The organism is Micromonospora haikouensis, assembly GCF_900091595.1.
GTDB lineage: Bacteria > Actinomycetota > Actinomycetes > Mycobacteriales > Micromonosporaceae > Micromonospora > Micromonospora haikouensis.
On record NZ_FMCW01000004.1, the window covers coordinates 117590 to 138672 of the forward strand.

The window sequence follows — 21083 nt, forward strand, 5'->3', positions numbered from 1 at the left end:
GGCTACATAAATCGAATCCGATATTACCCGGTGGAGACGCCCGGGGTAGACCGAGGCGCCCGCCCAGTCACGAAGAACTGAGCGGGCGCCACAGACACTGCCTTACAGCTCGGTGACCGAGCCACCGGCGGCGGTGATCTTCTCCTTGGCCGACGCGCTGAACGCCTGCGCCGACACCTGGAGAGACACGCCGTTCAGGTCGCCGGTGCCGAGCACCTTGACCGGGTGACCCTTGCGGACCGCGCCGGACTCGACCAGCTCCTGCGGGCCGACCTGACCGCCGTTCGGGAACAGCTCGGCGAGCTTGTCCAGGTTGACCACCTGGAAGACCACCTTGAACTTGTTCTTGAAGCCCTTCACCTTCGGCAGGCGCATGTGGATGGGCATCTGCCCACCCTCGAACGCCGCCGAGATGTTCTTGCGGGCCTTGGAACCCTTGGTACCGCGACCGGCGGTCTTGCCCTTGGAGCCCTCACCGCGACCCACGCGGGTCTTCGCGGTCTTGGCACCGGGTGCCGGGCGCAGGTGGTGGACCTTGATCGTCATTACTCGACCTCCTCGACCTTCACGAGGTGGTTGACCGCGAAGATCATGCCCCGGATCTCGGGACGGTCCTCCTTGACCACCACGTCGTTGATCCGCTTCAGGCCGAGCGAACGCAGCGACTCACGCTGGTTGCGCTTGGCACCGATCTCGGACCGGAGCTGGGTGACCTTCAGGCGAGCCATCAGGACGCCACCCCCGCCCGCGACGCGAGCATCGCGGCCGGCGCGACGTCCTCGACCGGCAGGCCACGACGGGCCGCGACGGCCTCCGGGGACTCCAGCCCCTTCAGCGCCGCCACCGTGGCGTGCACGATGTTGATCGGGTTGGACGAGCCGAGGCTCTTGGAGAGCACGTCGTGGATGCCCGCGCACTCCAGCACGGCACGCACCGGGCCACCGGCGATGACGCCCGTACCGGCGGAGGCCGGCTTGAGCAGCACCACACCGGCGGCGGCCTCACCCGTCACCGGGTGCGGGATCGAGGAAGCGATCCGCGGCACCTTGAAGAAGTGCTTCTTGGCCTCCTCGACGCCCTTGGCGATCGCCGCGGGCACCTCCTTGGCCTTTCCGTAGCCCACGCCGACGGTGCCGTCGCCGTCGCCCACGATCACCAGGGCGGTGAAGCTGAAGCGACGACCACCCTTCACGACCTTGGCGACGCGGTTGATCGCGACGACCCGCTCGATGTGCGGGGTCTTCTCGACGGGCGCGTTTCCGCGGCCGCCCTCACGGCGGTTGTCGCGGCGACCACCCTCGTTGCCACCGGACCCGCCGCCACGGCGCTGTTGACCTGGCATCAGCAGCCTTCCTTATCTCTCGTGACGGGGTTTCTAGAACTCGAGCCCGGCTTCGCGGGCGGCGTCGGCAAGCGCGGCGACCCGCCCCGCGTACCGGTTGCCACCGCGGTCGAAGACGACCTTCGAGACGCCGGCGGCCTTGGCCCGCTCGGCAAGCAGAGCGCCGACCTTGCCGGCCAGGGCGCTCTTGTCGCCCTCGGTGCCGCGCACCGACGCGTCGAGGGTCGAGGCCGACGCCAGGGTGTGGCCCTTGGTGTCGTCGACGACCTGCGCGACGATGTGACGCAGCGACCGGGTGACGACCAGGCGGGGACGCTCGGGGGTGCCGCTGACGTTCTTGCGGACCCGGAAGTGTCGACGCGCACGGCCGACGGCGCGCTTGGCGGCGACGCCGCGGCGACGCTTGAGCAGCGTGGCGCTCACTTCTTACCTGCCTTTCCGGCCTTGCGGCGGATGACCTCGCCCTGGTACTTCACGCCCTTGCCCTTGTAGGGCTCCGGCGGGCGGATCTTCCGGATGTTGGCGGCGACCTCACCGACGAGCTGCTTGTCGATGCCGGCCACGTGGAAGACGGTCGGCTTCTCCACCGTGAAGGTGATGCCGTCCGGCGCGGGGACCAGCACCGGGTGCGAGAACCCGAGCGCGAACTCCAGGTCCTTGCCCTTGGCCGTGACCCGGTAACCGGTGCCGGCGATCTCCAGGCTCTTGCGGTGGCCCTCGGTCACGCCGACGATCATGTTGGCGATCAGGGTCCGGCTCAGGCCGTGCAGTTCCTTGGCCTTGCGCTCGTCGTTCGGCCGGTTGACCTGAAGCTGACCGTCCTCGGCCCGCTCCGCGGTGATCGGCTCGGCGAGCACGTGCACGAGCTCGCCCTTCGGGCCCTTGACCTTGACGGCCTGGCCGTCGATCGTGATGTCGACGCCGGCAGGCACCGGGATCGACTTACGTCCAATACGCGACATTTCTACCTGTCTCCCGTTACCAGACGAAGGCGAGGACTTCCCCGCCAACGCTCCGCTTGCGGGCCTGCCGGTCGGTGAGCAGCCCCTGGGACGTCGAAATGATCGCCACGCCCAGCCCGCCGAGCACCCGCGGGAGCCCGTCCGACTTGGCGTACACCCGGAGACCGGGCTTGGACACGCGCTTGATGCCGGCCAGGCTCCGCTCGCGGTTCTGGCCGTACTTCAGCTCGACGACCAGTCGCTTGCCGACGGCGCCCTCCTCGGGCTCCTCGACCGACCAGGTGGCGATGTAGCCCTCGGACATCAGGACCTCGGCGATGTTCGCCTTGATCTTGGAGTAGGGCATCGTCACCCGGTCGTGGTACGCCTGGTTGGCGTTACGCAGACGCGTGAGCATGTCTGCGATCGGGTCGGTCATCGTCATGGATTTCGTCAGCCTTTCTCGCCGGGGTTCCCGGGGCGGTCAGCCCCGGGCCTACGGCGAAGAGCAATACATGATCGGTGCAAGGGGGCCCCGGCCGGCAGCCGGGGCGCGGTCGCCCTTACCAGGAAGCCTTGGACACGCCCGGCAGCTCACCGCGGTGGGCCATCTCCCGGATGCAGACCCGGCAGAGACCGAACTTGCGGTAGACCGCCTTGGGACGCCCGCACCGCTGGCAGCGGGTGTACGCGCGAACCGAGAACTTCGGCTTCGCGGCCGCCTTGAGGATCAGCGCCTTCTTGGCCATCTCAGTTCTCCTTGAACGGGAAGCCCAGGAGCTTGAGCAGCGCCCGGCCCTCGTCGTCGGTCGTGGCGGTCGTGACCACCGTGATGTCCATGCCCCGCTGGCGATCGATCTTGTCCTGGTCGATCTCGTGGAACACCGACTGCTCGGTCAGGCCGAACGTGTAGTTGCCGTGCCCGTCGAGCTTGCGCCCGTCCAGCCCGCGGAAGTCGCGGATACGCGGCAGCGCGATGGAGAGCAGGCGGTCCAGGAACTCCCACATCCGGTCGCCGCGGAGGGTGACCTTCGCGCCGATCGGCATGCCCTCGCGGAGCTTGAACTGCGCGATGGACTTGGTCGCCCGCCGCACCTGCGGCTTCTGGCCGGTGATGGTGGCCAGGTCCCGCACGGCGCCGTCGATCAGCTTGGCGTCCCGGGCGGCCTCGCCGACACCCATGTTCACGACGATCTTGACCAACCGCGGCACCTGCATGGGGTTGCCGAAGTTGTGCTGCTCCTGCAGCTTGGCCACGATCTCGTTGCGGTACCGCTCCTTGAGGCGCGGCATGGTCTTGGTTTCGGTAGCCGTGGTCATCACAGGTCCTTACCGGTGCTACGCGCGATGCGGACCTTCTGGCCGTTGTCGTCGATCCGGTACCCGACGCGGGTCGGGTTACCGTCGGAGTCCACGACCATCACGTTGGAGACGTGGATCGGTGCCTCCTGGGTGACGATGCCGCCGGTCTTGGCGCCACGCTGGGTGGTGCTGATGCGGGTGTGCTTCTTGACCCGGTTCACGCCCTCGACCAGGACCTTGTCCTGCCGCGGGTAGGCCGCGATGACCTTGCCCTTGGCACCCTTGTCCTTGCCGGCGATGACGACGACCGTGTCGCCCTTCTTGACCTTCACGGTCACAACACCTCCGGCGCGAGGGAAATGATCTTCATGAACCGCTTGTCCCGCAGCTCCCGACCCACCGGGCCGAAGATACGGGTACCGCGCGGGTCCCCACCGTCCTTGATGATGACGGCGGCGTTCTCGTCGAAGCGGATGTACGAGCCGTCCGGCCGCCGCTTCTCCTTGGCGGTGCGGACGACGACGGCCTTGACGACGTCGCCCTTCTTCACACCGGCACCCGGGATCGCGTCCTTGACCGTGGCCACGATGACGTCGCCGATGCTCGCGTAGCGCCGACCGGAGCCACCGAGCACCCGGATGCACAGGATCTCCCGGGCACCCGTGTTGTCGGCGACGCGCAGTCGCGACTCCTGCTGAATCACGTCTATCTCCTATGTCTGCCGGTTCTCCGGCCGCCTGCCGCGGCCGGAGCCTGGCGGAACCTGCGCCCGACTGACGCCGGGCGAGCTCGAGCCTTCGCTACTTGGCCTTTTCCTGGATCTCCACGATCCGCCAACGCTTGGTGGCGGACAGCGGCCGGGTCTCCATGATCAGGACCCGGTCGCCGATGCCGGCGGCGTTCTGCTCGTCGTGCACCTTCAGCTTGCGGGTACGGCGCATGATCTTGCCGTACAGCGCGTGCTTGACCCGGTCCTCGACCTCGACCACGACGGTCTTGTCCATCTTGTCGCTGACCACCAGGCCCTCACGCACCTTCCGGCGGGCCCGTGCGTCGACGGTGGTGTTCTCGGTCTCGCTCATGATGCAGTCACCTCAGTCGGCGCGACCGAGAGACCCAGCTCGCGCTCACGCATGATCGTGTAGATCCGGGCGATCTCCCGACGGATGACCTGCAGCCGCCGGTTGTTGTCCAGCTGCCCGGTTGCGGCCTGCACGCGGAGGTTGAACAGCTCCGCCTTGGCCTCACGCAGCTTCGTGACCAGCTCCTCCTCGGAGAGCTCACGCAGCTCGGAGGCCTTAACGCCCGCTGCCATCAGGATTCACCCACTTCGCGCGTAACAATGCGGCACTTCATCGGGAGCTTGTGGATCGCGCGACGCATCGCCTCTCGCGCGATCTGCTCGTTGGGGAAGGACATCTCGAACAGGATCCGCCCCGGCTTGACGTTGGCGACCCACCACTCGGGCGAGCCCTTGCCGGAACCCATCCGGGTCTCGGCCGGCTTCTTCGTCAGAGCCTGGTCCGGGAAGATCGAGATCCAGACCTTACCGCCACGCTTGATGTGACGGGTCATCGCGATACGCGCCGACTCGATCTGCCGGTTCGTCACGTACGCCGGCTCGAGAGCCTGGATCCCGAACTCGCCGAACACCACGCGGTTGCCACCCTTGGACGCGCCGTGGCGGTCCGGGTGGTGCGGCTTGCGGAAGCCCTTCGGGGGCTTGCGCGGCATCAGCATCTGTCAGCCCTCCTGCTGCGTTTCTGCCGCGGCGGCGACGGCGGACGCGTCCACCGGCTCGCCACTCGGCGTCTCGGCCTGCTGCGCGATCGTGGTCGCGGCAGCCCGGCCGGCCTCGGTGCCACCGGCGGTCGTGCCGGACGAACCGGACCGACCACGGCGCGGCCGCTCGGGGCGGTCGCCGCGCTCACGGCGCGGGCGCGACGGAGCCTCGGCCGGAGCCTCCCGACCCGGCACCGCGTCACCCTTGTAGATCCAGACCTTCACGCCGATCCGGCCGAAGGTGGTACGGGCCTCGAAGAAGCCGTACTCGATGTTGGCCCGCAGCGTGTGCAGCGGAACCCGGCCCTCGCGGTAGAACTCGGTCCGGCTCATCTCGGCGCCGCCGAGGCGACCCGAGACCTGCACCCGAATGCCCTTGCAGACCGGGTTCTTCATCGCCGACTGCATCGCCTTGCGCATCGCCCGACGGAAGCTGACCCGGCTGGAGAGCTGCTCGGCGACGCCCTGGGCGACCAGCTGCGCGTCCGACTCGGGGTTCTTCACCTCGATGATGTTCAGCTGCACCTGCTTGCCGGTGAGCTTCTCCAGCTCGCCGCGGATCCGGTCGGCCTCCGCACCCTTACGGCCGATGACGATGCCCGGCCGGGCGGTGTGGATGTCGACGCGGACCCGGTCCCGGGTGCGCTCGATGTCGACCTTGGAGATGCCGGCGCGCTCGAGCCCCTTGGACATCATCCGGCGGATCTTGACGTCCTCGCCGATGTAGTCCTTGTAGAGCTTGTCCGCGAACCAGCGGGACTTCCAGTCGGTCGAGATGCCGAGCCGGAACCCAGTGGGGTGAACCTTCTGACCCATTACTCGGCGCCCTCCGTCTTGCTCTCCGTCTCAGCGGCCGCAGGCTGCTGCGCCGGGGCGGCCTTCTTCGCCGCGGACTTCTTCGGCGCGGCCGGCGCGACCGCCTCGACCGCCACGGTGATGTGGCAGGTGCGCTTGCGGATCCGGTAAGCCCGGCCCTGCGCCCGCGGCCGGAACCGCTTCATCGTCGGGCCCTCGTCGACGAACGCCTCGCTGACGAGCAGCGCGTCGGGGTCCAGCCGCTCGTTGTTCTCCGCGTTGGCGATCGCGCTAGCGAGCACCTTGTATACCTGCTCGCTCGCAGCCTGCGGCGCGAACTGCAGCACCGTGAGCGCCTCCTTCGCGGGCAGGCCGCGGACGAGGTTGACCACCCGGCGCGCCTTCATCGGCGAGATGCGCACGTGCCGCGCAACCGCCCGCGCGCCCGGAAGCACCGGAGCGTCGCCCTTTCCTGGCATCGCTGTAACCCCTTGTTCCTCTATCCGTATGCCCGCGGCTCAGCGCCGGCGGCTCTTCCGGTCGTCCTTCTCGTGACCCTTGAAGGTGCGGGTCAGCGCGAACTCGCCGAGCTTGTGCCCGACCATCGCCTCGGTGACGAACACCGGGACGTGCTTGCGTCCGTCGTGCACGGCGATCGTGTGGCCGAGCATCTCGGGGATGATCGTCGAGCGCCGCGACCAGGTCTTGATGACGTTCTTCGAGCCCTTGTCGTTCTGCGTCTCCACCTTCTTGAGCAGGTGGTCGTCGACGAACGGGCCCTTCTTCAGGCTGCGAGGCATGTCTTATCTCCCTCAGCCGCGCTTACGCGTGGCGTAGCGGCGGCGGACGATCAGCCGGTCGCTCGGCTGGCCCTTACGACGGGTGCGGCCCTCGGGCTTACCCTGCGGGTTGACCGGGTGGCGACCACCGGAGGTCTTGCCCTCACCACCACCGTGCGGGTGGTCGACCGGGTTCATGGCGACACCACGGACGGTCGGGCGCTTGCCCTTCCACCGCATCCGGCCGGCCTTGCCCCAGTTGATGTTCGACTGGTCGGCGTTGCCGATCTCGCCGACGCTGGCGCGGCAGCGCACGTCGACCCGCCGGATCTCGCCGGACGGCATACGCAGGGTCGCGTACGCGCCCTCCCGGCCGAGCAGCTGGATGCCGACGCCGGCCGAGCGGGCCAGCTTGGCACCGCCACCCGGACGAAGCTCCACGTTGTGGATCGTCGTACCGACCGGGATGTTGCGCAGCGGCAGGTTGTTGCCGGGCTTGATGTCGGCGCCCGGACCGGACTCGACCGCGTCGCCCTGCTTCAGGTCCTTCGGCGCGATGATGTACCGCTTCTCGCCGTCGGCGTAGTGCAGCAGCGCGATGCGCGCGGTGCGGTTCGGGTCGTACTCGATGTGCGCGACCTTCGCCGGGACGCCGTCCTTGTCGACCCGCTTGAAGTCGATCAGACGGTACTGGCGCTTGTGGCCGCCACCGTGGTGCCGCGCGGTGATCCGGCCGTGGGCGTTACGCCCGCCCTTCTTCGGCAGCGGAACCAGCAGCGACTTCTCGGGCGTCGACCGGGTGATCTCGGCGAAGTCGGCGACGCTCGAGCCACGCCGGCCCGGCGTCGTCGGCTTGTACTTACGGATAGCCATTGTCTACACCCCTCAGCTGACCGGGCCGCCGAAGGCCTCGATACGGTCACCGTCAGCCAGCTTCACGATCGCCCGCTTGGTGGCCTTGCGCTGACCGAAGCCGGTCTTGGTGCGCTTGCGCTTGCCCTCGCGGTTGAGCGTGTTGACCGTCAGGACGCGGACGTTGAAGATCTGCTGGATAGCGATCTTGATCTCGGTCTTGTTGGCGTCCGGGTGCACCAGGAAGGTGTACCAGTTCCGGTTCAGCTCGCTGTAGCTCTTCTCCGAGACGACCGGCGCGATGATGACGTCACGCGGATCGGCGATCGTGCTCACTTGTCACCCTCCTCGGTGGTCTCGGCCGGGACACCCAGGAACTCGTCCAGGGCGTCCTTGGTGAAGACCACGTCGTCGGCCACCAGCACGTCGTACGTGTTGAGCTGGCCGGCCTCGATCAGGTGCACCCGCGGCTCGTTGCGCAGCGACACCCAGTTCAGCTCGTCGGTGCTGCTCAGCACGACCAGGACGCGGCGCGCCTCGGTCAGCTTGGCCAGCGTGGCCAGGGCGGCCTTGGTCGACGGCTTCTCGCCCGAGACGAACGCCTCGACGACGTGCACCTGGCCGGCGCGGGCCCGGTCGGAGAGGGCGCCACGCAGGGCGGCGGCCTTCATCTTCTTCGGGGTCCGCTGGCTGTAGTCGCGCGGCACCGGGCCGTGGACCACGCCACCGCCGGCGAACTGCGGCGCGCGGATCGAACCCTGGCGGGCCCGACCGGTGCCCTTCTGCTTGTACGGCTTCTTGCCGCCACCGGCGACCTCGCCGCGGGTCTTGGTCTTGTGCGTGCCCTGTCGGGCGGCCGCGAGCTGGGCCACCACGACCTGGTGCATCAGCGCGATGTTGGCCTGGACGTCGAAGACGTCGGACGGCAGCTCGACGGCGCCGCTCTTCGTGCCTTCGACGTTGAGCACGTCAACGGTGGTCACTTGGCCGCACCGCCCTTCTTCGCCTTGACCTTGGCCGCGGTGCGGACCAGGACCAGCGCGCCCTTCGGGCCGGGGATGGCGCCGCGGACGAGCAGGAGGTTGTTCTCGGTGTCGACCGCCTGGACGGTCAGGTTCTGGACGGTGTAGCGCACGCCACCCATCCGACCCGCCATCCGGGTGCCCTTGAAGACGCGACCCGGGGTGGCGCAGGCGCCGATGGAGCCCGGCGAACGGTGCTTGCGCTCGACACCGTGGCTGGCGCGCAGACCGTGGAAGCCGTGCCGCTTCATCGGGCCGGCGTAGCCCTTGCCCTTGGTCTTGCCGGTGACGTCGATGGTGACGCCCACCGGGAACTGCTCGACCGTGACCTCCTGGCCCAGCGAGTAGTCCGCGGCGTCCTTGGTGCGCAGCTCGACGATGTGCCGGCGCGGCGCCACGTCCGCCTTCGCGTAGTGCCCGCTGACCGGCTTCTTGACCTTGCGCGGGTCGATGGTGCCGTACGCGAGCTGGACCGCGGAGTAACCGTCCTTCTCGGCGCTACGAACCTGGCTGACGACGCACGGGCCGGCCTGCACCACGGTCACGGGCACAACCTTGTTGTTGTCCCAGACCTGGGTCATGCCGAGCTTGGCGCCCAGGATCCCCTTGACTTGCCTGTCCATTTGTCCGGTCCCTACAGCTTGATCTCGATGTCGACGCCAGCCGGCAGGTCGAGGCGCATGAGCGAGTCGACCGTCTTCGGGGTCGGGTCGATGATGTCGATCAGCCGCTTGTGCGTACGCATCTCGAAGTGCTCGCGCGAGTCCTTGTACTTGTGCGGCGAGCGGATAACGCAGAAACGGTTGATCTCCGTGGGCAGCGGCACCGGGCCAGCGACCTGCGCCCCGGTACGCGTCACCGTCTCGACGATCTTCCGAGCCGAGGAGTCGACGACCTCGTGGTCATAGGCCTTGAGCCGGATGCGGATCTTCTGTCCCGCCATGGTGGCTTCTGTTCCTTCTCTCGATGCCGCTGTGTTGCGGGCGCCTGCACCGGCTGGTGCAGGCCCACTTCCGCCGACCCCCGCGGTCGGGCGTGTCGCGCCCTAGGACCAGGCTCCGCCCCGGGACCCCGGAGCTCTGCTGGCCATGCGGTGGGTCAATGGCGCCGATCGCGTTCACCGCGACCCGGACGCCGTGCGAGGGTGGTTGGCCGCACAGTGGCAGGCCAACCACCCTACGCGCGACTGTTCAACGACCCGGAGGTCCAGCGGATGCCGGACACGGGCGAGGAACTGCCGTTACGCAACCTGACTAGTATGCCGCACGACCGGCGGCGATGCTAATCGGGGTTACCCAGTTCACTTGACGATCTTGGTGACCCGACCCGCGCCGACCGTACGGCCACCCTCCCGGATCGCGAACTTGAGGTTTTCCTCCATCGCGATGGGCTGGATGAGCTTGACGCTCATCGTGGTGTTGTCGCCCGGCATGACCATCTCGGTGCCCTCGGGCAGCGTGACGACGCCGGTGACGTCCGTGGTGCGGAAGTAGAACTGCGGGCGGTAGTTCTGGAAGAACGGGGTGTGCCGGCCACCCTCCTCCTTGGAGAGGATGTAGACCGTCGCCTCGAACTCCGTGTGCGGGGTCGTGGTGCCCGGCTTGATGACGACCATGCCGCGCTCGACGTCCTCGCGCTTGGTGCCACGCAGCAGGAGACCGACGTTCTCACCCGCGCGCGCGTCGTCCAGGGTCTTCCGGAACATCTCGATCGCGGTGACCTTGGTCTTGAAGCCCTTCTCGCGGATGCCGACGACCTCGACGTCCTCGTTCGGGAGCAGCACGCCACGCTCGACACGACCGGTGACGACGGTGCCACGACCGGTGATCGTGAAGACGTCCTCGACGGGCATGAGGAACGGCTTCTCGGTCTCGCGCTCCGGCTGCGGGATCGCGGTGTCGACCGCGTTCATCAGCTCGAGCAGCTTCTCGGTCCACACCGGGTCGCCCTCGAGCGCCTTCAGCGCGGAGACCTGCACGACCGGCAGGTCGTCGCCCGGGTACTCCTGCGAGGAGAGCAGCTCGCGGACCTCGAGCTCGACGAGCTCCAGGAGCTCGGCGTCGTCGACCATGTCGCTCTTGTTGAGCGCCACGACGATGTACGGCACACCGACCTGACGGGCCAGCAGCACGTGCTCGCGGGTCTGCGGCATCGGGCCGTCGGTCGCCGCCACCACCAGGATCGCGCCGTCCATCTGCGCGGCACCGGTGATCATGTTCTTGATGTAGTCGGCGTGCCCGGGGCAGTCGACGTGCGCGTAGTGCCGCGCCTCGGTCTGGTACTCGACGTGCGCGATGGAGATCGTGATGCCGCGGGCCTTCTCCTCCGGCGCCTTGTCGATCTCGTCGAACGGGGTGTACGGGTTCAGGTCCGGGAACTGGTCGTGCAGGACCTTGGTGATGGCCGCCGTCAGCGTCGTCTTACCGTGGTCGATGTGACCAATGGTGCCGATGTTGACGTGCGGCTTAGTCCGCTCGAACTTCGCCTTCGCCACTGGTGTCCTCCTGTGGACTTCTTGGTTCTTCTCGCCCCGGCACGCCAGGTAGGCGCTTAGGACTCTGTCGACAGCCTTTCCGGCCTGACGGCCGGAGAGCTTTTGTGGGTTCTGCGGCGATGAAGCCTACAGGCCCGGTCTCACACAACCCGACCGAGGTGGCCGCGGACGGGAATCCCTCCCGCGACCAGCCCCGATTCATCGGATCAGCTCAGGCGAGCGTCACTCACCAGTCGCCTTGGCGATGATCTCCTTGGCCACCGAGGCCGGAATCTCGGCGTAGGAGTCGAACTGCATGCTGTAGCTAGCCCGGCCCTGGGTCTTCGACCGCAGGTCGCCGACGTAGCCGAACATCTCCGACAGCGGCACCAGCGCCCTCACGATGCGGGTGCCGCTGCGCTCCTCCATCGCCTGGATGATGCCACGGCGGGAGTTGAGGTCGCCGATGACGTCACCCATGTTCTCCTCAGGAGTGGTGACCTCGACGGACATCACCGGCTCCAGCAGCGCCGGGTCGGCCTTGCGGGCCGCCTCCTTCAGCGCCATCGAGCCAGCGATCTTGAACGCCATCTCGGACGAGTCGACCTCGTGGTACTGGCCGTCCACCAGGGTCAGCTTGACACCCACCAGCGGGAAGCCGGCGAGAATGCCGTACTGCATGGCGTCCTGGGCGCCCGCGTCCACCGACGGGATGAACTCCCGGGGGATGCGGCCACCGGTGACGGCGTTCGCGAACTCGTAGGTCGGCGAGTCGTTGTCCAGCGGCAGCGGCTCCAGGCTGATGATGACCCGGGCGTACTGGCCGGAACCACCGGTCTGCTTCTTGTGGGTGAACTCGACCTTCTCCACCTTGCGGCGGATGGTCTCGCGGTACGCCACCTGCGGCTTGCCGATGTTCGCCTCGACGTTGAACTCGCGGCGCATCCGGTCGACCAGGATGTCCAGGTGCAGCTCACCCATGCCGGAGATGACCGTCTGGCCGGTCTCGTCGTCCAGCTTGACGCGGAAGGTCGGGTCCTCCTCGGCCAGCCGCTGGATGGCGGTGCTGAGCTTCTCCTGGTCGGCCTTGGTCTTCGGCTCGATGGCGACCTCGATGACCGGCTCCGGGAAGGTCATCGACTCCAGGATGACCGGGTTCGCCGGGTCGCACAGCGTGTCACCGGTGGTGGTCTGCTTGAGACCCTGCACCGCGATGATGTCGCCAGCCTGGGCCGAGCCGCGCTCTTCCCGCTTGTTGGCGTGCATCTGGTAGATCTTGCCGATCCGCTCCTTGCGGTCCTTGGTGGAGTTGACCACCTGGGACCCGGACTCGACCACGCCGGAGTAGACCCGGACGTAGGTGAGCTTGCCGAGGTGCTTGTCGGTCTGGATCTTGAAGGCGAGACCGGAGAACGGCTCCTTCTTCGACGGCTTCCGCTGCAGCGGCGTCTCGCCGTCGGTCGCGGTGCCCTCGATGGCCGGGATGTCCAGCGGCGACGGCAGGAAGTCGACCACGGCGTCGAGCATGGGCTGCACGCCCTTGTTCTTGAACGCCGAGCCGCACAGCACCGGGTTGGCCTTGCTGGCGATCGTGGCCCGCCGGATGGCGGCCTTGATCTCCTCGACGGAGATCTCCTCGCCCTCCAGGTACTTCTCCATCACCGCGTCGTCGACGTCGGCCAGGGTCTCCATCAGCTTCTCGCGCCACTCCGCAGCGGAGTCGGCGAGGTCGGCCGGGATCTCCTCGATCGCGTAGTCCTCACCCTTCTGGGTCTCCCCGCGCCAGGTGAGGGCACGCATGCCGATCAGGTCGACGACACCGATGTGGTCGCCCTCGAGCCCGATCGGGATCTGGAGCACCAGCGGGGTCGCGTTCAGCCGGTCGATCATCATCTGGACGCAGCGGAAGAAGTCCGCGCCGGTCCGGTCGAGCTTGTTGACGAAGCACATCCGCGGGACGTTGTACTTGTCGGCCTGACGCCAGACGTTCTCCGTCTGCGGCTCCACGCCGGCCACGCCGTCGTAGACCGCGACCGCACCGTCCAGCACCCGCAGCGACCGCTCGACCTCGACCGTGAAGTCGACGTGACCGGGCGTGTCGATGATCTGGATCGTGTGGCCCTTCCACTCACACTTGGTGGCAGCGGAGGTGATGGTGATACCACGCTCCTGCTCCTGCTCCATCCAGTCCATGACGGCAGCGCCCTCGTGGACCTCACCGATCTTGTACGTGATACCGGTGTAGAAGAGGATCCGCTCGGTGGTAGTGGTCTTACCAGCATCGATGTGCGCCATGATGCCGATGTTGCGTACGTTGGCGAGCGCGTCTGCGGCGGCCACTTCAATCCCTACTTATCGTCGTCTCGACACAACTGGTGGTGGTTCCGGCGCCACGCGGGCGCCGGAACCAGATGTGTTACCAGCGGTAGTGCGCGAAGGCCTTGTTCGACTCGGCCATCTTGTGCGTGTCCTCGCGCCGCTTGACGGCGGCACCGAGGCCGTTGCTCGCGTCCAGCAGCTCGTTCATCAGCCGCTCGATCATGGTCTTCTCGCGCCGGGCGCGGGAGTAGGTGACCAGCCAGCGCAGGCCCAGGGTGGTCGCCCGGGCCGGCCGGACCTCGACCGGGACCTGGTAGGTGGCGCCACCGACACGGCGGCTGCGCACCTCGAGGGTCGGCTTGACGTTGTCCATCGCCCGCTTCAGGGTGACGACCGGGTCGGTGCCGGACTTCTCGCGGCAGCCCTCCAGGGCCGCGTACACGATACGCTCGGCGAGCTGGCGCTTGCCGCGCAGCAGGATCTTGTTCACCAGCTGGGTGACCAACGGCGAGTTGTACACCGGGTCAGCGACCAGCGGCTTCCGCGGAGCGGGTCCCTTACGCGGCATCTCAGCTCTTCTCCTTCTTCGCGCCGTAACGGCTGCGCGCCTGCTTGCGGTTACGGACACCCTGGGTGTCCAGCGAACCGCGGACGATCTTGTAACGCACGCCGGGGAGGTCCTTCACCCGGCCGCCGCGGACGAGCACGATGGAGTGCTCCTGCAGGTTGTGACCCACGCCCGGGATGTAGGCGGTCACCTCGATCTGACTGCTGAGCTTGACACGAGCGACCTTGCGCAGCGCCGAGTTCGGCTTCTTCGGGGTGGTGGTGTACACGCGGGTGCACACGCCGCGCCGCTGAGGGGAACCCTTCAGCGCCGGGGTCTTGGTCTTACTCGTCTTCGCCTGGCGGCCCTTTCGGACCAGCTGCTGGATCGTGGGCACCGGGTTTCTCCGCTCCCTTCGGCCGCCTTCCGGCGACCGCGCCGTCTGCTCGTAGCCATCCCTCGTGGAAAGGCTCTCCTACATTCCGGCCAGGCCCGCCTTGCGGAGGTCCCGGCACCCGCGGTCGGGCGTGTCGCCCGGCTCACGGTCCCGGTGCAGTCGCTCGCGCGCGCACCGGATTTCTGTCACCGGCACACGGTCACCGCGCGCCGGGTCTTCTGGCTCTCTGTCGTGCTGCCGCGCGATCACCGGGAACCCGGTTCCGACGCACGCACGAGTTGCCCGGGCGAGCCCGGGCACAAGGGGAAAGAGTACCTATCACAGCCGCACAGGTCAAAACGGAGAGGTCCCGGAGATCAGCGTCACCGCCCTGCCGGCCGAACCGTCGCGCCTGCCCACTTGCGATGGGCACCTACAGAAACAAGTGTAACGGCTACCGCGGCACCCGGCCCGTCGGCCCTGGGTAACGCCGCCGCCCCACGCTGCCCCTGAGCCGCCGGCCCGTTTCCGCCGGAGCCACCGCCCCCGGCCCGGCCCCCGCCGGAGCGGCCCCGGGCCGGGCTGCCCCGGACCGGGGCCGCCATGTCGGCGACATGGCGGCATCCAGGCACCCGCGACCCCGCCATGTCGCCGACATGGTGTCGATCAAGCCGGACCAGCCGGAGGACGGGGCGGCCCAGCACGGGCCAGCCGCAGCACGGGCGGAGACTCAGCTCAGGGCGAGCAGCAGCCCCAGGCCGAGGCCCAGCAGGCTGAGCACCACGCCCACCGCGCCGCAGCTGATCCCGGCCACCGCCAGCCCCCGGCCCGTGAAGCGCACCGCCGGCGGGGGTGCCGGACGCCGGATCTGCCGCCGGCCGAGCAGGCCGGCCACCACCGCCGCCGTGCCGGCCAGCAGCCCGAGGACCGCGAACACACCGGCGGCCCAGGCCCCCTGGCTGCCGGCGGTCGCCCCGAGGCAGATCACCAGGAGCGACACCAGCGCGGAGGCGATGCCCGCCACCAGGGACCCGATCGCGAGGCCGGACGTCACCGGGGGCACGTCGAGATGCACCACGCCGAACGGGGTGCCCGGCACCGGGTCGACCCGCTTGGGCGGTCGGGCCGCGTCCTTCGGCGGCGGGGGCACCGCCCCCCGGCCAGCGCCCGGTCCGCCCCAGCCGCTGCTCGGTCCGCCCCAGGCACCGCCCGGCGCCTGACCCGGGTAGCCGCCCGGCGCGCCCCCCGGATGGGTGGTCGTGCCGGGGTGCCCCGGCCAGGAAGCGGGAGCCGGATGCGGCCCGGCCGCCGACTGTGGCGCGTGGCCAGGCTGCACGAAGGAAGCCGACTGCGCGGGAGAAGCCGGCGATGCCGGGGGGCCCGGCTGCACGAAGGCAGCCGGCTGCACAGGGGAAGACGGCGGCGCGAAGGAAGCTGGCGGTGCCGGGGGGCCCGGCTGGGCAGGAGAAGCCGGTGGTGCCGAGAGACCCGGATGCGCGGGCGGAGCCGGCTGCGACGCGGAACCCGACGCCGAGGGGGACGGCGACGCGGCGGGGCCCGGCTGCGCCGAGGGAGACGACGGCGCGGCGGGGGACCACGGCACGGGCGAAGTCGGCGGTGCGGCGGGGGCCGGCGGTGGCCCGGAACTCGGCTGCGCGGCGTCGCCGGCCCCCGGGCCTGGGCCGAACTGCGGCGGGGAACCGGCCGCCGGGCCGGGACCCGGCCCGGGAAACGGGTCGGGCTGCGGGAACGCGCCGGCAGAGGGGTCGGTGCTCCCGATCGGCGGGGAGGCCGACGAAGGCGAGACCGACGGCGGGGCGGGGACGGCAGGGATGCCCGGTGCCCCCGGATCGGTGCCGGCGGCGGGCCGGGCCCACGGGCTCTCCTCCGGCGCTGCCGGCGACCCCGCCGGATCCGGGTGCGCGGCGGATCCCTCCGCCGACTCGCCCGAGGGCCGCGCCGGTTCCGTCACGAGGGCCTCCTGTCACCGGTCGTCGTCCACCGCCGCGCGGCGGACACCGGCCAGGCTACCGCCGCCCGGCCAGCCCCGTGGGCGCGCGTCGGCGTCTCCCCCGCGCGGGACGGTCAGTCCACGTTCGGGGCGTAGTCGTGCCCGAACGGCGCTCCGGCCAACCGCACCAGGCCGATCACCAGGGCCGCCACCACGGCCGCCGCGACCAGGACCAGCCCGGCCCAGGCCAGGCGCTCCCCGCGCCGCAGCCAGGCCGCCCCGGTGAGGAAACCCCCCGAGGCGTACGCCTCACGGCGGGCCTGCCGGGCCAGCACGAGAGCGAGCGTGGCCGGCACCACCCCGCCGACGAAGAGCCCGGTCAGCGCGCCCATCAGGCCGAGCGCGAAGACCGCCCGGGCCTTGCTGGAGCGCACCGGGTCGGGGTCGAGCGGATGGCGTGCCCCGTGCGGGGCGACGGGCACCTGCCCGGGTGCGATCGTCATGCCCTCCATCATGCCCGTCCCCCGCGACGATCCCAGCCGACCACGGAGAGATAGCGGTATCCCGGGCCGGCGACCCCGCCAGCTCGGCGACATGGCGGTGTCGCACGGCCCGACGCAACGAGGCCCCCGGCGGTGTGCCGGGGGCCTCGTCGTCAGTGCGTGATCTTTAGCGGTACGACCCGAAGTCGAAGTCGTCCAGCGGCACGGCCTGCCCGCTGGCCGGCCCGAAGCCGTAGTCGGTCTCCGGGTATCCGGTCATCGAGTAGACCTTGGCCTTGGCCTCCTCGGTCGGCTCGACCCGGACGTTGCGGTACTTGCTGATGCCCGTACCGGCCGGGATGAGCTTACCGATGATCACGTTCTCCTTGAGGCCGATCAGCGAGTCGCTGCGGGCGTGGATCGCCGCGTCTGTCAGCACCCGGGTGGTCTCCTGGAAGGAGGCCGCCGACAGCCAGGAGTCCGTGGCCAGCGAGGCCTTGGTGATACCCATCAGCACGGGGCGACCGGCGGCGGGCTCGCCGCCCTCGCCGACGAGCCGACGGTTCTCCGACTCGAACAGCGCCCGGTCGACCAGCACGCCCGGCAGGAACTCGGTCGAGCCGGAGTCGATGACCGTCACCCGCTTGAGCATCTGGCGGATGATGATCTCGATGTGCTTGTCGTGGATGAGCACACCCTGCGAGCGGTAGACCTCCTGGACCTCCTGGGTCAGGTGGACCTGGACCGCGCGCGGGCCGAGGATGCGCAGCAGCTCGTGCGGGTCGATGGTGCCCTCGGTGAGCTTCTCGCCGACCTCGACGTGGTCGCCGTCGTGGGCCCGCAGCCGGACCCGCTTGGAGATCTTGTCGTAGACGATCTCGTCGGAGCCGTCGTCCGGCACCACGATGATCTTCCGCGACCGCTCGCCGTCCTCGATCCGGATCCGGCCCGGGGTGTCGGCGATGGGCGCCTTGCCCTTCGGGACGCGGGCCTCGAAGATCTCCTGGACCCGGGGCAGACCCTGGGTGATGTCCTCACCCGCGACACCACCGGTGTGGAACGTACGCATCGTCAGCTGCGTACCGGGCTCACCGATCGACTGGGCGGCGATGATGCCGACCGCCTCGCCGACGTCCACGGTCTTGCCGGTCGGCAGCGAACGGCCGTAGCACGCACCGCAGACGCCCAGCTTCGACTCGCAGGTGAGCACGCTGCGCACCCGCACCGTCTCCGTCCCGGCGGCGACGATCGCGTCGACCAGGATGGAGTTGATGTCCTGGCCCCGGTGGGCGACGACCGTGCCGTCCGGGCCCTTGATGTCGTCGGCCAGGGTCCGGGCGTGGACGCTGGTCTCGGCGTGCTCGTGGACGTACAGCTTGCCGTCGCGCCGCTCGCCGATCTGCATCGGGATGGCCCGGTCGGTGCCGCAGTCCTCCTCGCGGATGATGACGTCCTGCGAGACGTCCACCAGACGACGGGTCAGGTAACCCGAGTCGGCGGTCCGCAGCGCGGTGTCGGCCAGACCCTTACGGGCACCGTGCGTGGAGATGAAGTATTCCAGCACGGAGAGACCCTCCCGGTACGACGCCTTGATGGGTCGCGGGATGATCTCGCCCTTGGGGTTGGCCACCAGACCACGGATCGCGGCGATCTGGCGGAGCTGGAGCAGGTTGCCGCGGGCACCCGAGTTGATCATCTTCCACAGCGGGTTCTCCTGCGGCAGCGCGGTGTCCATCTCCTTGGCGACCTCGTTGGTCGCCTTGGTCCAGATCTCGATGAGCTCGCCGCGACGCTCCTCGGCGGTCATCAGACCACGCTGGTACTGCTTGTCGATCCGGTCGGCTTCCTTCTCGTACCGCTCCAGGATCTCCCGCTTGCGCGGCGGAGCGATGACGTCCTCCATGCCGATCGTCACGCCGGACCAGGTGGCCCAGTGGAAACCGGCCTCCTTGAGCCCGTCGAGGGTCGCGGCGAGGGCGACCTTCGGGAAGCGCTCGGCGAGGTCGTTGACGATCGCGGAGAGCTGACCCTTGCGGATCTCGTAGTTCACGAAGCGGTAGCCCTGCGGCAGCGTCTCGTTGAACAGCACCCGGCCCAGGGTGGTCTCGACGGTGAGCGGCTCACCCTCGACCCAGCCCTCCGGCGCGACCCACGGCTGCGCGCCGGCGCCGTTGTCGACCCCGACCAGCCCGCGCAGCCGGATCCGCACCGGCGCCTGCAGGTGCAGCTCGCTGGCGTCGAACGCCATCCGCGCCTCGGCGTCCGAGCTGAACGCCCGGCCCTCGCCCTTCTCACCGGTGGTGAGGTGGGTGAGGTGGTAGAGGCCGATGACCATGTCCTGGGTGGGCATGGTGACCGGCTTACCGTCGGCCGGCTTGAGGATGTTGTTCGACGACAACATCAGGATCCGCGCCTCGGCCTGCGCCTCGGCGGACAGCGGCACGTGCACCGCCATCTGGTCGCCGTCGAAGTCGGCGTTGAACGCGGTGCAGACCAGCGGGTGGATCTGGATGGCCTTGCCCTCGACCAGCTGCGGCTCGAAGGCCTGGATGCCCAGGCGGTGCAGGGTCGGCGCGCGGTTGAGCAGCACCGGGTGCTCGCCGATGACCTCTTCCAGCACGTCCCACACGACCGGGCGCTGCCGCTCGACCATCCGCTTGGCGGACTTGATGTTCTGCGCGTGGTTGAGGTCGACCAGCCGCTTCATCACGAACGGCTTGAACAGCTCCAGCGCCATCTGCTTGGGCAGGCCGCACTGGTGCAGCTTCAGCTTCGGGCCGACCACGATGACCGAACGGCCGGAGTAGTCGACGCGCTTGCCGAGCAGGTTCTGCCGGAACCGGCCCTGCTTGCCCTTGAGCATGTCGGACAGCGACTTGAGCGGGCGGTTACCCGGGCCGGTGACCGGCCGGCCGCGGCGGCCGTTGTCGAACAGCGCGTCGACGGCCTCCTGGAGCATCCGCTTCTCGTTGTTGACGATGATCTCGGGCGCGCCGAGGTCGATCAGCCGCTTGAGGCGGTTGTTCCGGTTGATCACGCGGCGGTACAGGTCGTTCAGGTCGGACGTCGCGAAGCGGCCACCGTCGAGCTGCACCATCGGGCGCAGGTCCGGCGGGATGACCGGGACGCAGTCCAGCACCATGCCGAGCGGCGAGTTGCGGGTGTTCAGGAACGCCGCGACGACCTTGAGCCGCTTGAGCGCCCGGATCTTCCGCTGGCCCTTGCCGGAGCGGATGGTCTCGCGCAGGCTCTCGGCCTCGGCGTCGAGGTCCATGTTCTGGACCAGCGCCTTGATCGCCTCGGCGCCCATGCCGCCCGTGAAGTACTCGCCGAACCGGTCGCGCAGCTCCCGGTAGAGCAGTTCGTCGGTGACGAGTTGCTTCGGCTCCAGCTTGCGGAAGGTGTCGAGCACCTCGTCGAGGCGGTCGATCTCGCGCTGGGCCCGGTCGCGGATCTGGCGCATCTCGCGCTCTCCGCCCTCCTTGACCTTGCGCCGGACGTCCGCCTTCGCGCCCTCGGCCTCCAGCTCGGCCAGGTCGGCCTCCAGCTTGGCGGCCCGCTTCTCGATCTCCGAGTCGCGGCTGTTCTCCGACTGCCGCTTCTCGGCGAGGATCTCGTTCTCGATGGTCGAGAGGTCACGGTGACGCGACTCGGCGTCCACGCTCGTCACGACGTACGAGGCGAAGTAGATGATCTTTTCGAGGTCCTTCGGGGCGAGGTCCAGCAGGTAGCCCAGCCGGCTCGGCACGCCCTTGAAGTACCAGATGTGGGTCACCGGAGCGGCCAGCTCGATGTGCCCCATACGCTCCCGGCGAACCTTGGAGCGGGTCACCTCGACGCCGCAGCGCTCGCAGATGATGCCCTTGAACCGGACCCGCTTGTACTTACCGCAGTAGCACTCCCAGTCCCGCTGCGGACCGAAGATCTTCTCGCAGAAGAGCCCGTCCTTTTCCGGCTTGAGGGTGCGGTAGTTGATCGTCTCGGGCTTCTTGACCTCGCCGTGCGACCACTGACGGATGTCGTCGGCGGTGGCGAGACCGATGCGCAGCTCGTCGAAGAAGTTGACGTCGAGCACTATGTCCCCTATGTCGTCGTCTTTACAGCTAGATCACGGGCGGGG

28 protein-coding genes are annotated in these 21083 nt (G+C 69.0%); all 28 read right to left on the bottom strand.

The window, feature by feature from the left end:
- Positions 1–102: 102 nt before the first annotated feature.
- On the bottom strand, positions 103–546 hold the full coding sequence (gene rplO, locus GA0070558_RS05425; protein ID WP_091276477.1) for a 50S ribosomal protein L15: 444 nt from the start codon (positions 544–546) through the stop codon (positions 103–105).
- Positions 546–728 carry a 50S ribosomal protein L30 gene (gene rpmD / locus GA0070558_RS05430; RefSeq protein WP_043965530.1) on the bottom strand — a complete coding sequence of 61 codons (183 nt, stop codon included), beginning with the start codon at positions 726–728 and terminating at the stop codon, positions 546–548. The genes rplO and rpmD overlap by 1 nt, the downstream gene beginning before the upstream one ends.
- Positions 728–1342, bottom strand: a complete 615-nt coding sequence (gene rpsE / locus GA0070558_RS05435) for a 30S ribosomal protein S5 (protein ID WP_077938300.1) — start codon at positions 1340–1342, stop codon at positions 728–730. The genes rpmD and rpsE overlap by 1 nt, the downstream gene beginning before the upstream one ends.
- A gap of 33 nt (positions 1343–1375) precedes the next feature.
- A complete protein-coding gene (gene rplR / locus GA0070558_RS05440) occupies positions 1376–1765 on the bottom strand; it encodes a 50S ribosomal protein L18 (RefSeq protein ID WP_043965529.1) in 390 nt (129 codons plus the stop codon).
- On the bottom strand, positions 1762–2304 hold the full coding sequence (rplF, locus tag GA0070558_RS05445; RefSeq protein WP_077938299.1) for a 50S ribosomal protein L6: 543 nt from the start codon (positions 2302–2304) through the stop codon (positions 1762–1764). Before rplF ends, rplR begins: the two co-directional genes overlap by 4 nt.
- A gap of 16 nt (positions 2305–2320) precedes the next feature.
- Positions 2321–2728 (bottom strand): 30S ribosomal protein S8, encoded by a 408-nt coding sequence (gene rpsH / locus GA0070558_RS05450; protein WP_043965527.1) that lies wholly within the window; start codon positions 2726–2728, stop codon positions 2321–2323.
- 118 nt (positions 2729–2846) lie between these two features.
- Complete coding sequence (locus GA0070558_RS05455; protein WP_007073023.1) at positions 2847–3032, bottom strand: type Z 30S ribosomal protein S14; 186 nt, start codon at positions 3030–3032, stop codon at positions 2847–2849.
- 1 nt (position 3033) lies between these two features.
- Entirely contained in the window at positions 3034–3603 is a 570-nt protein-coding gene (gene rplE, locus GA0070558_RS05460) for a 50S ribosomal protein L5 (protein ID WP_043965524.1), read from the bottom strand.
- Positions 3603–3923, bottom strand: a complete 321-nt coding sequence (gene rplX, locus GA0070558_RS05465) for a 50S ribosomal protein L24 (RefSeq protein WP_007073025.1) — start codon at positions 3921–3923, stop codon at positions 3603–3605. The genes rplE and rplX overlap by 1 nt, the downstream gene beginning before the upstream one ends.
- Positions 3920–4288: a 50S ribosomal protein L14 gene (rplN, locus tag GA0070558_RS05470; protein ID WP_007073026.1), complete on the bottom strand. Its 369-nt coding sequence runs from the start codon at positions 4286–4288 to the stop codon at positions 3920–3922. The genes rplX and rplN overlap by 4 nt, the downstream gene beginning before the upstream one ends.
- Positions 4289–4385: 97 nt before the next feature.
- The gene (gene rpsQ / locus GA0070558_RS05475; protein WP_074472524.1) at positions 4386–4667 is read right to left on the bottom strand and encodes a 30S ribosomal protein S17; all 282 of its coding nucleotides are present in this window, start codon (positions 4665–4667) and stop codon (positions 4386–4388) included.
- Positions 4664–4900 carry a 50S ribosomal protein L29 gene (gene rpmC, locus GA0070558_RS05480; RefSeq protein WP_074472523.1) on the bottom strand — a complete coding sequence of 79 codons (237 nt, stop codon included), beginning with the start codon at positions 4898–4900 and terminating at the stop codon, positions 4664–4666. The genes rpsQ and rpmC overlap by 4 nt, the downstream gene beginning before the upstream one ends.
- Positions 4900–5325 (bottom strand): 50S ribosomal protein L16, encoded by a 426-nt coding sequence (rplP, locus tag GA0070558_RS05485; protein ID WP_043965519.1) that lies wholly within the window; start codon positions 5323–5325, stop codon positions 4900–4902. Before rplP ends, rpmC begins: the two co-directional genes overlap by 1 nt.
- 3 nt (positions 5326–5328) lie before the next feature.
- Entirely contained in the window at positions 5329–6183 is an 855-nt protein-coding gene (gene rpsC, locus GA0070558_RS05490; protein ID WP_043965517.1) for a 30S ribosomal protein S3, read from the bottom strand.
- Entirely contained in the window at positions 6183–6641 is a 459-nt protein-coding gene (gene rplV / locus GA0070558_RS05495; RefSeq protein ID WP_043965515.1) for a 50S ribosomal protein L22, read from the bottom strand. Before rplV ends, rpsC begins: the two co-directional genes overlap by 1 nt.
- Before the next feature lie 39 nt (positions 6642–6680).
- Entirely contained in the window at positions 6681–6962 is a 282-nt protein-coding gene (rpsS, locus tag GA0070558_RS05500) for a 30S ribosomal protein S19 (RefSeq protein ID WP_007073032.1), read from the bottom strand.
- A 12-nt stretch (positions 6963–6974) separates the two neighbouring features.
- Positions 6975–7814: a 50S ribosomal protein L2 gene (rplB, locus tag GA0070558_RS05505; protein ID WP_043965513.1), complete on the bottom strand. Its 840-nt coding sequence runs from the start codon at positions 7812–7814 to the stop codon at positions 6975–6977.
- A 12-nt stretch (positions 7815–7826) separates the two neighbouring features.
- The gene (rplW, locus tag GA0070558_RS05510) at positions 7827–8129 is read right to left on the bottom strand and encodes a 50S ribosomal protein L23 (RefSeq protein WP_007073034.1); all 303 of its coding nucleotides are present in this window, start codon (positions 8127–8129) and stop codon (positions 7827–7829) included.
- On the bottom strand, positions 8126–8776 hold the full coding sequence (rplD, locus tag GA0070558_RS05515) for a 50S ribosomal protein L4 (protein WP_077938298.1): 651 nt from the start codon (positions 8774–8776) through the stop codon (positions 8126–8128). Before rplD ends, rplW begins: the two co-directional genes overlap by 4 nt.
- On the bottom strand, positions 8773–9438 hold the full coding sequence (gene rplC, locus GA0070558_RS05520; RefSeq protein ID WP_043965509.1) for a 50S ribosomal protein L3: 666 nt from the start codon (positions 9436–9438) through the stop codon (positions 8773–8775). The genes rplD and rplC overlap by 4 nt, the downstream gene beginning before the upstream one ends.
- A gap of 11 nt (positions 9439–9449) precedes the next feature.
- Positions 9450–9758 carry a 30S ribosomal protein S10 gene (gene rpsJ, locus GA0070558_RS05525; protein WP_007073037.1) on the bottom strand — a complete coding sequence of 103 codons (309 nt, stop codon included), beginning with the start codon at positions 9756–9758 and terminating at the stop codon, positions 9450–9452.
- A gap of 357 nt (positions 9759–10115) precedes the next feature.
- Complete coding sequence (gene tuf, locus GA0070558_RS05530) at positions 10116–11309, bottom strand: elongation factor Tu (protein WP_043965499.1); 1194 nt, start codon at positions 11307–11309, stop codon at positions 10116–10118.
- A 222-nt stretch (positions 11310–11531) separates the two neighbouring features.
- Entirely contained in the window at positions 11532–13628 is a 2097-nt protein-coding gene (gene fusA, locus GA0070558_RS05535; RefSeq protein WP_077938297.1) for an elongation factor G, read from the bottom strand.
- Between the two features lie 76 nt (positions 13629–13704).
- A complete protein-coding gene (rpsG, locus tag GA0070558_RS05540) occupies positions 13705–14175 on the bottom strand; it encodes a 30S ribosomal protein S7 (RefSeq protein ID WP_077938296.1) in 471 nt (156 codons plus the stop codon).
- 1 nt (position 14176) lies between these two features.
- Entirely contained in the window at positions 14177–14551 is a 375-nt protein-coding gene (gene rpsL, locus GA0070558_RS05545) for a 30S ribosomal protein S12 (RefSeq protein WP_014440718.1), read from the bottom strand.
- A 709-nt stretch (positions 14552–15260) separates the two neighbouring features.
- Entirely contained in the window at positions 15261–15629 is a 369-nt protein-coding gene (locus GA0070558_RS05550) for a DUF4190 domain-containing protein (protein ID WP_091276741.1), read from the bottom strand.
- A 986-nt stretch (positions 15630–16615) separates the two neighbouring features.
- Positions 16616–16984, bottom strand: coding sequence for a hypothetical protein (locus GA0070558_RS05555; RefSeq protein WP_043965490.1), 369 nt, complete (start codon positions 16982–16984; stop codon positions 16616–16618).
- Between the two features lie 166 nt (positions 16985–17150).
- Positions 17151–21038 (bottom strand): DNA-directed RNA polymerase subunit beta', encoded by a 3888-nt coding sequence (locus GA0070558_RS05560; RefSeq protein ID WP_091276481.1) that lies wholly within the window; start codon positions 21036–21038, stop codon positions 17151–17153.
- Between the last annotated feature and the right edge of the window lie 45 nt (positions 21039–21083).

Coding starts and splice junctions, on each gene's coding strand:
- rpsQ (WP_074472524.1), bottom strand. CDS start 4,667: ATGAGCGAGACCGAGAACACCACCGTCGACGCACGGGCCCGCCGGAAG.
- rplO (WP_091276477.1), bottom strand. CDS start 546: ATGACGATCAAGGTCCACCACCTGCGCCCGGCACCCGGTGCCAAGACC.
- rpsJ (WP_007073037.1), bottom strand. CDS start 9,758: ATGGCGGGACAGAAGATCCGCATCCGGCTCAAGGCCTATGACCACGAG.
- rpsH (WP_043965527.1), bottom strand. CDS start 2,728: ATGACGATGACCGACCCGATCGCAGACATGCTCACGCGTCTGCGTAAC.
- rpsC (WP_043965517.1), bottom strand. CDS start 6,183: ATGGGTCAGAAGGTTCACCCCACTGGGTTCCGGCTCGGCATCTCGACC.
- rplV (WP_043965515.1), bottom strand. CDS start 6,641: ATGCCAGGAAAGGGCGACGCTCCGGTGCTTCCGGGCGCGCGGGCGGTT.
- rpmC (WP_074472523.1), bottom strand. CDS start 4,900: ATGGCAGCGGGCGTTAAGGCCTCCGAGCTGCGTGAGCTCTCCGAGGAG.
- rplC (WP_043965509.1), bottom strand. CDS start 9,438: ATGGACAGGCAAGTCAAGGGGATCCTGGGCGCCAAGCTCGGCATGACC.
- GA0070558_RS05455 (WP_007073023.1), bottom strand. CDS start 3,032: ATGGCCAAGAAGGCGCTGATCCTCAAGGCGGCCGCGAAGCCGAAGTTC.
- rpsG (WP_077938296.1), bottom strand. CDS start 14,175: ATGCCGCGTAAGGGACCCGCTCCGCGGAAGCCGCTGGTCGCTGACCCG.
- rpsS (WP_007073032.1), bottom strand. CDS start 6,962: ATGCCTCGCAGCCTGAAGAAGGGCCCGTTCGTCGACGACCACCTGCTC.
- rplE (WP_043965524.1), bottom strand. CDS start 3,603: ATGACCACGGCTACCGAAACCAAGACCATGCCGCGCCTCAAGGAGCGG.
- rplP (WP_043965519.1), bottom strand. CDS start 5,325: ATGCTGATGCCGCGCAAGCCCCCGAAGGGCTTCCGCAAGCCGCACCAC.
- rpsE (WP_077938300.1), bottom strand. CDS start 1,342: ATGCCAGGTCAACAGCGCCGTGGCGGCGGGTCCGGTGGCAACGAGGGT.
- GA0070558_RS05555 (WP_043965490.1), bottom strand. CDS start 16,984: ATGACGATCGCACCCGGGCAGGTGCCCGTCGCCCCGCACGGGGCACGC.
- rplF (WP_077938299.1), bottom strand. CDS start 2,304: ATGTCGCGTATTGGACGTAAGTCGATCCCGGTGCCTGCCGGCGTCGAC.
- rplB (WP_043965513.1), bottom strand. CDS start 7,814: ATGGCTATCCGTAAGTACAAGCCGACGACGCCGGGCCGGCGTGGCTCG.
- rpmD (WP_043965530.1), bottom strand. CDS start 728: ATGGCTCGCCTGAAGGTCACCCAGCTCCGGTCCGAGATCGGTGCCAAG.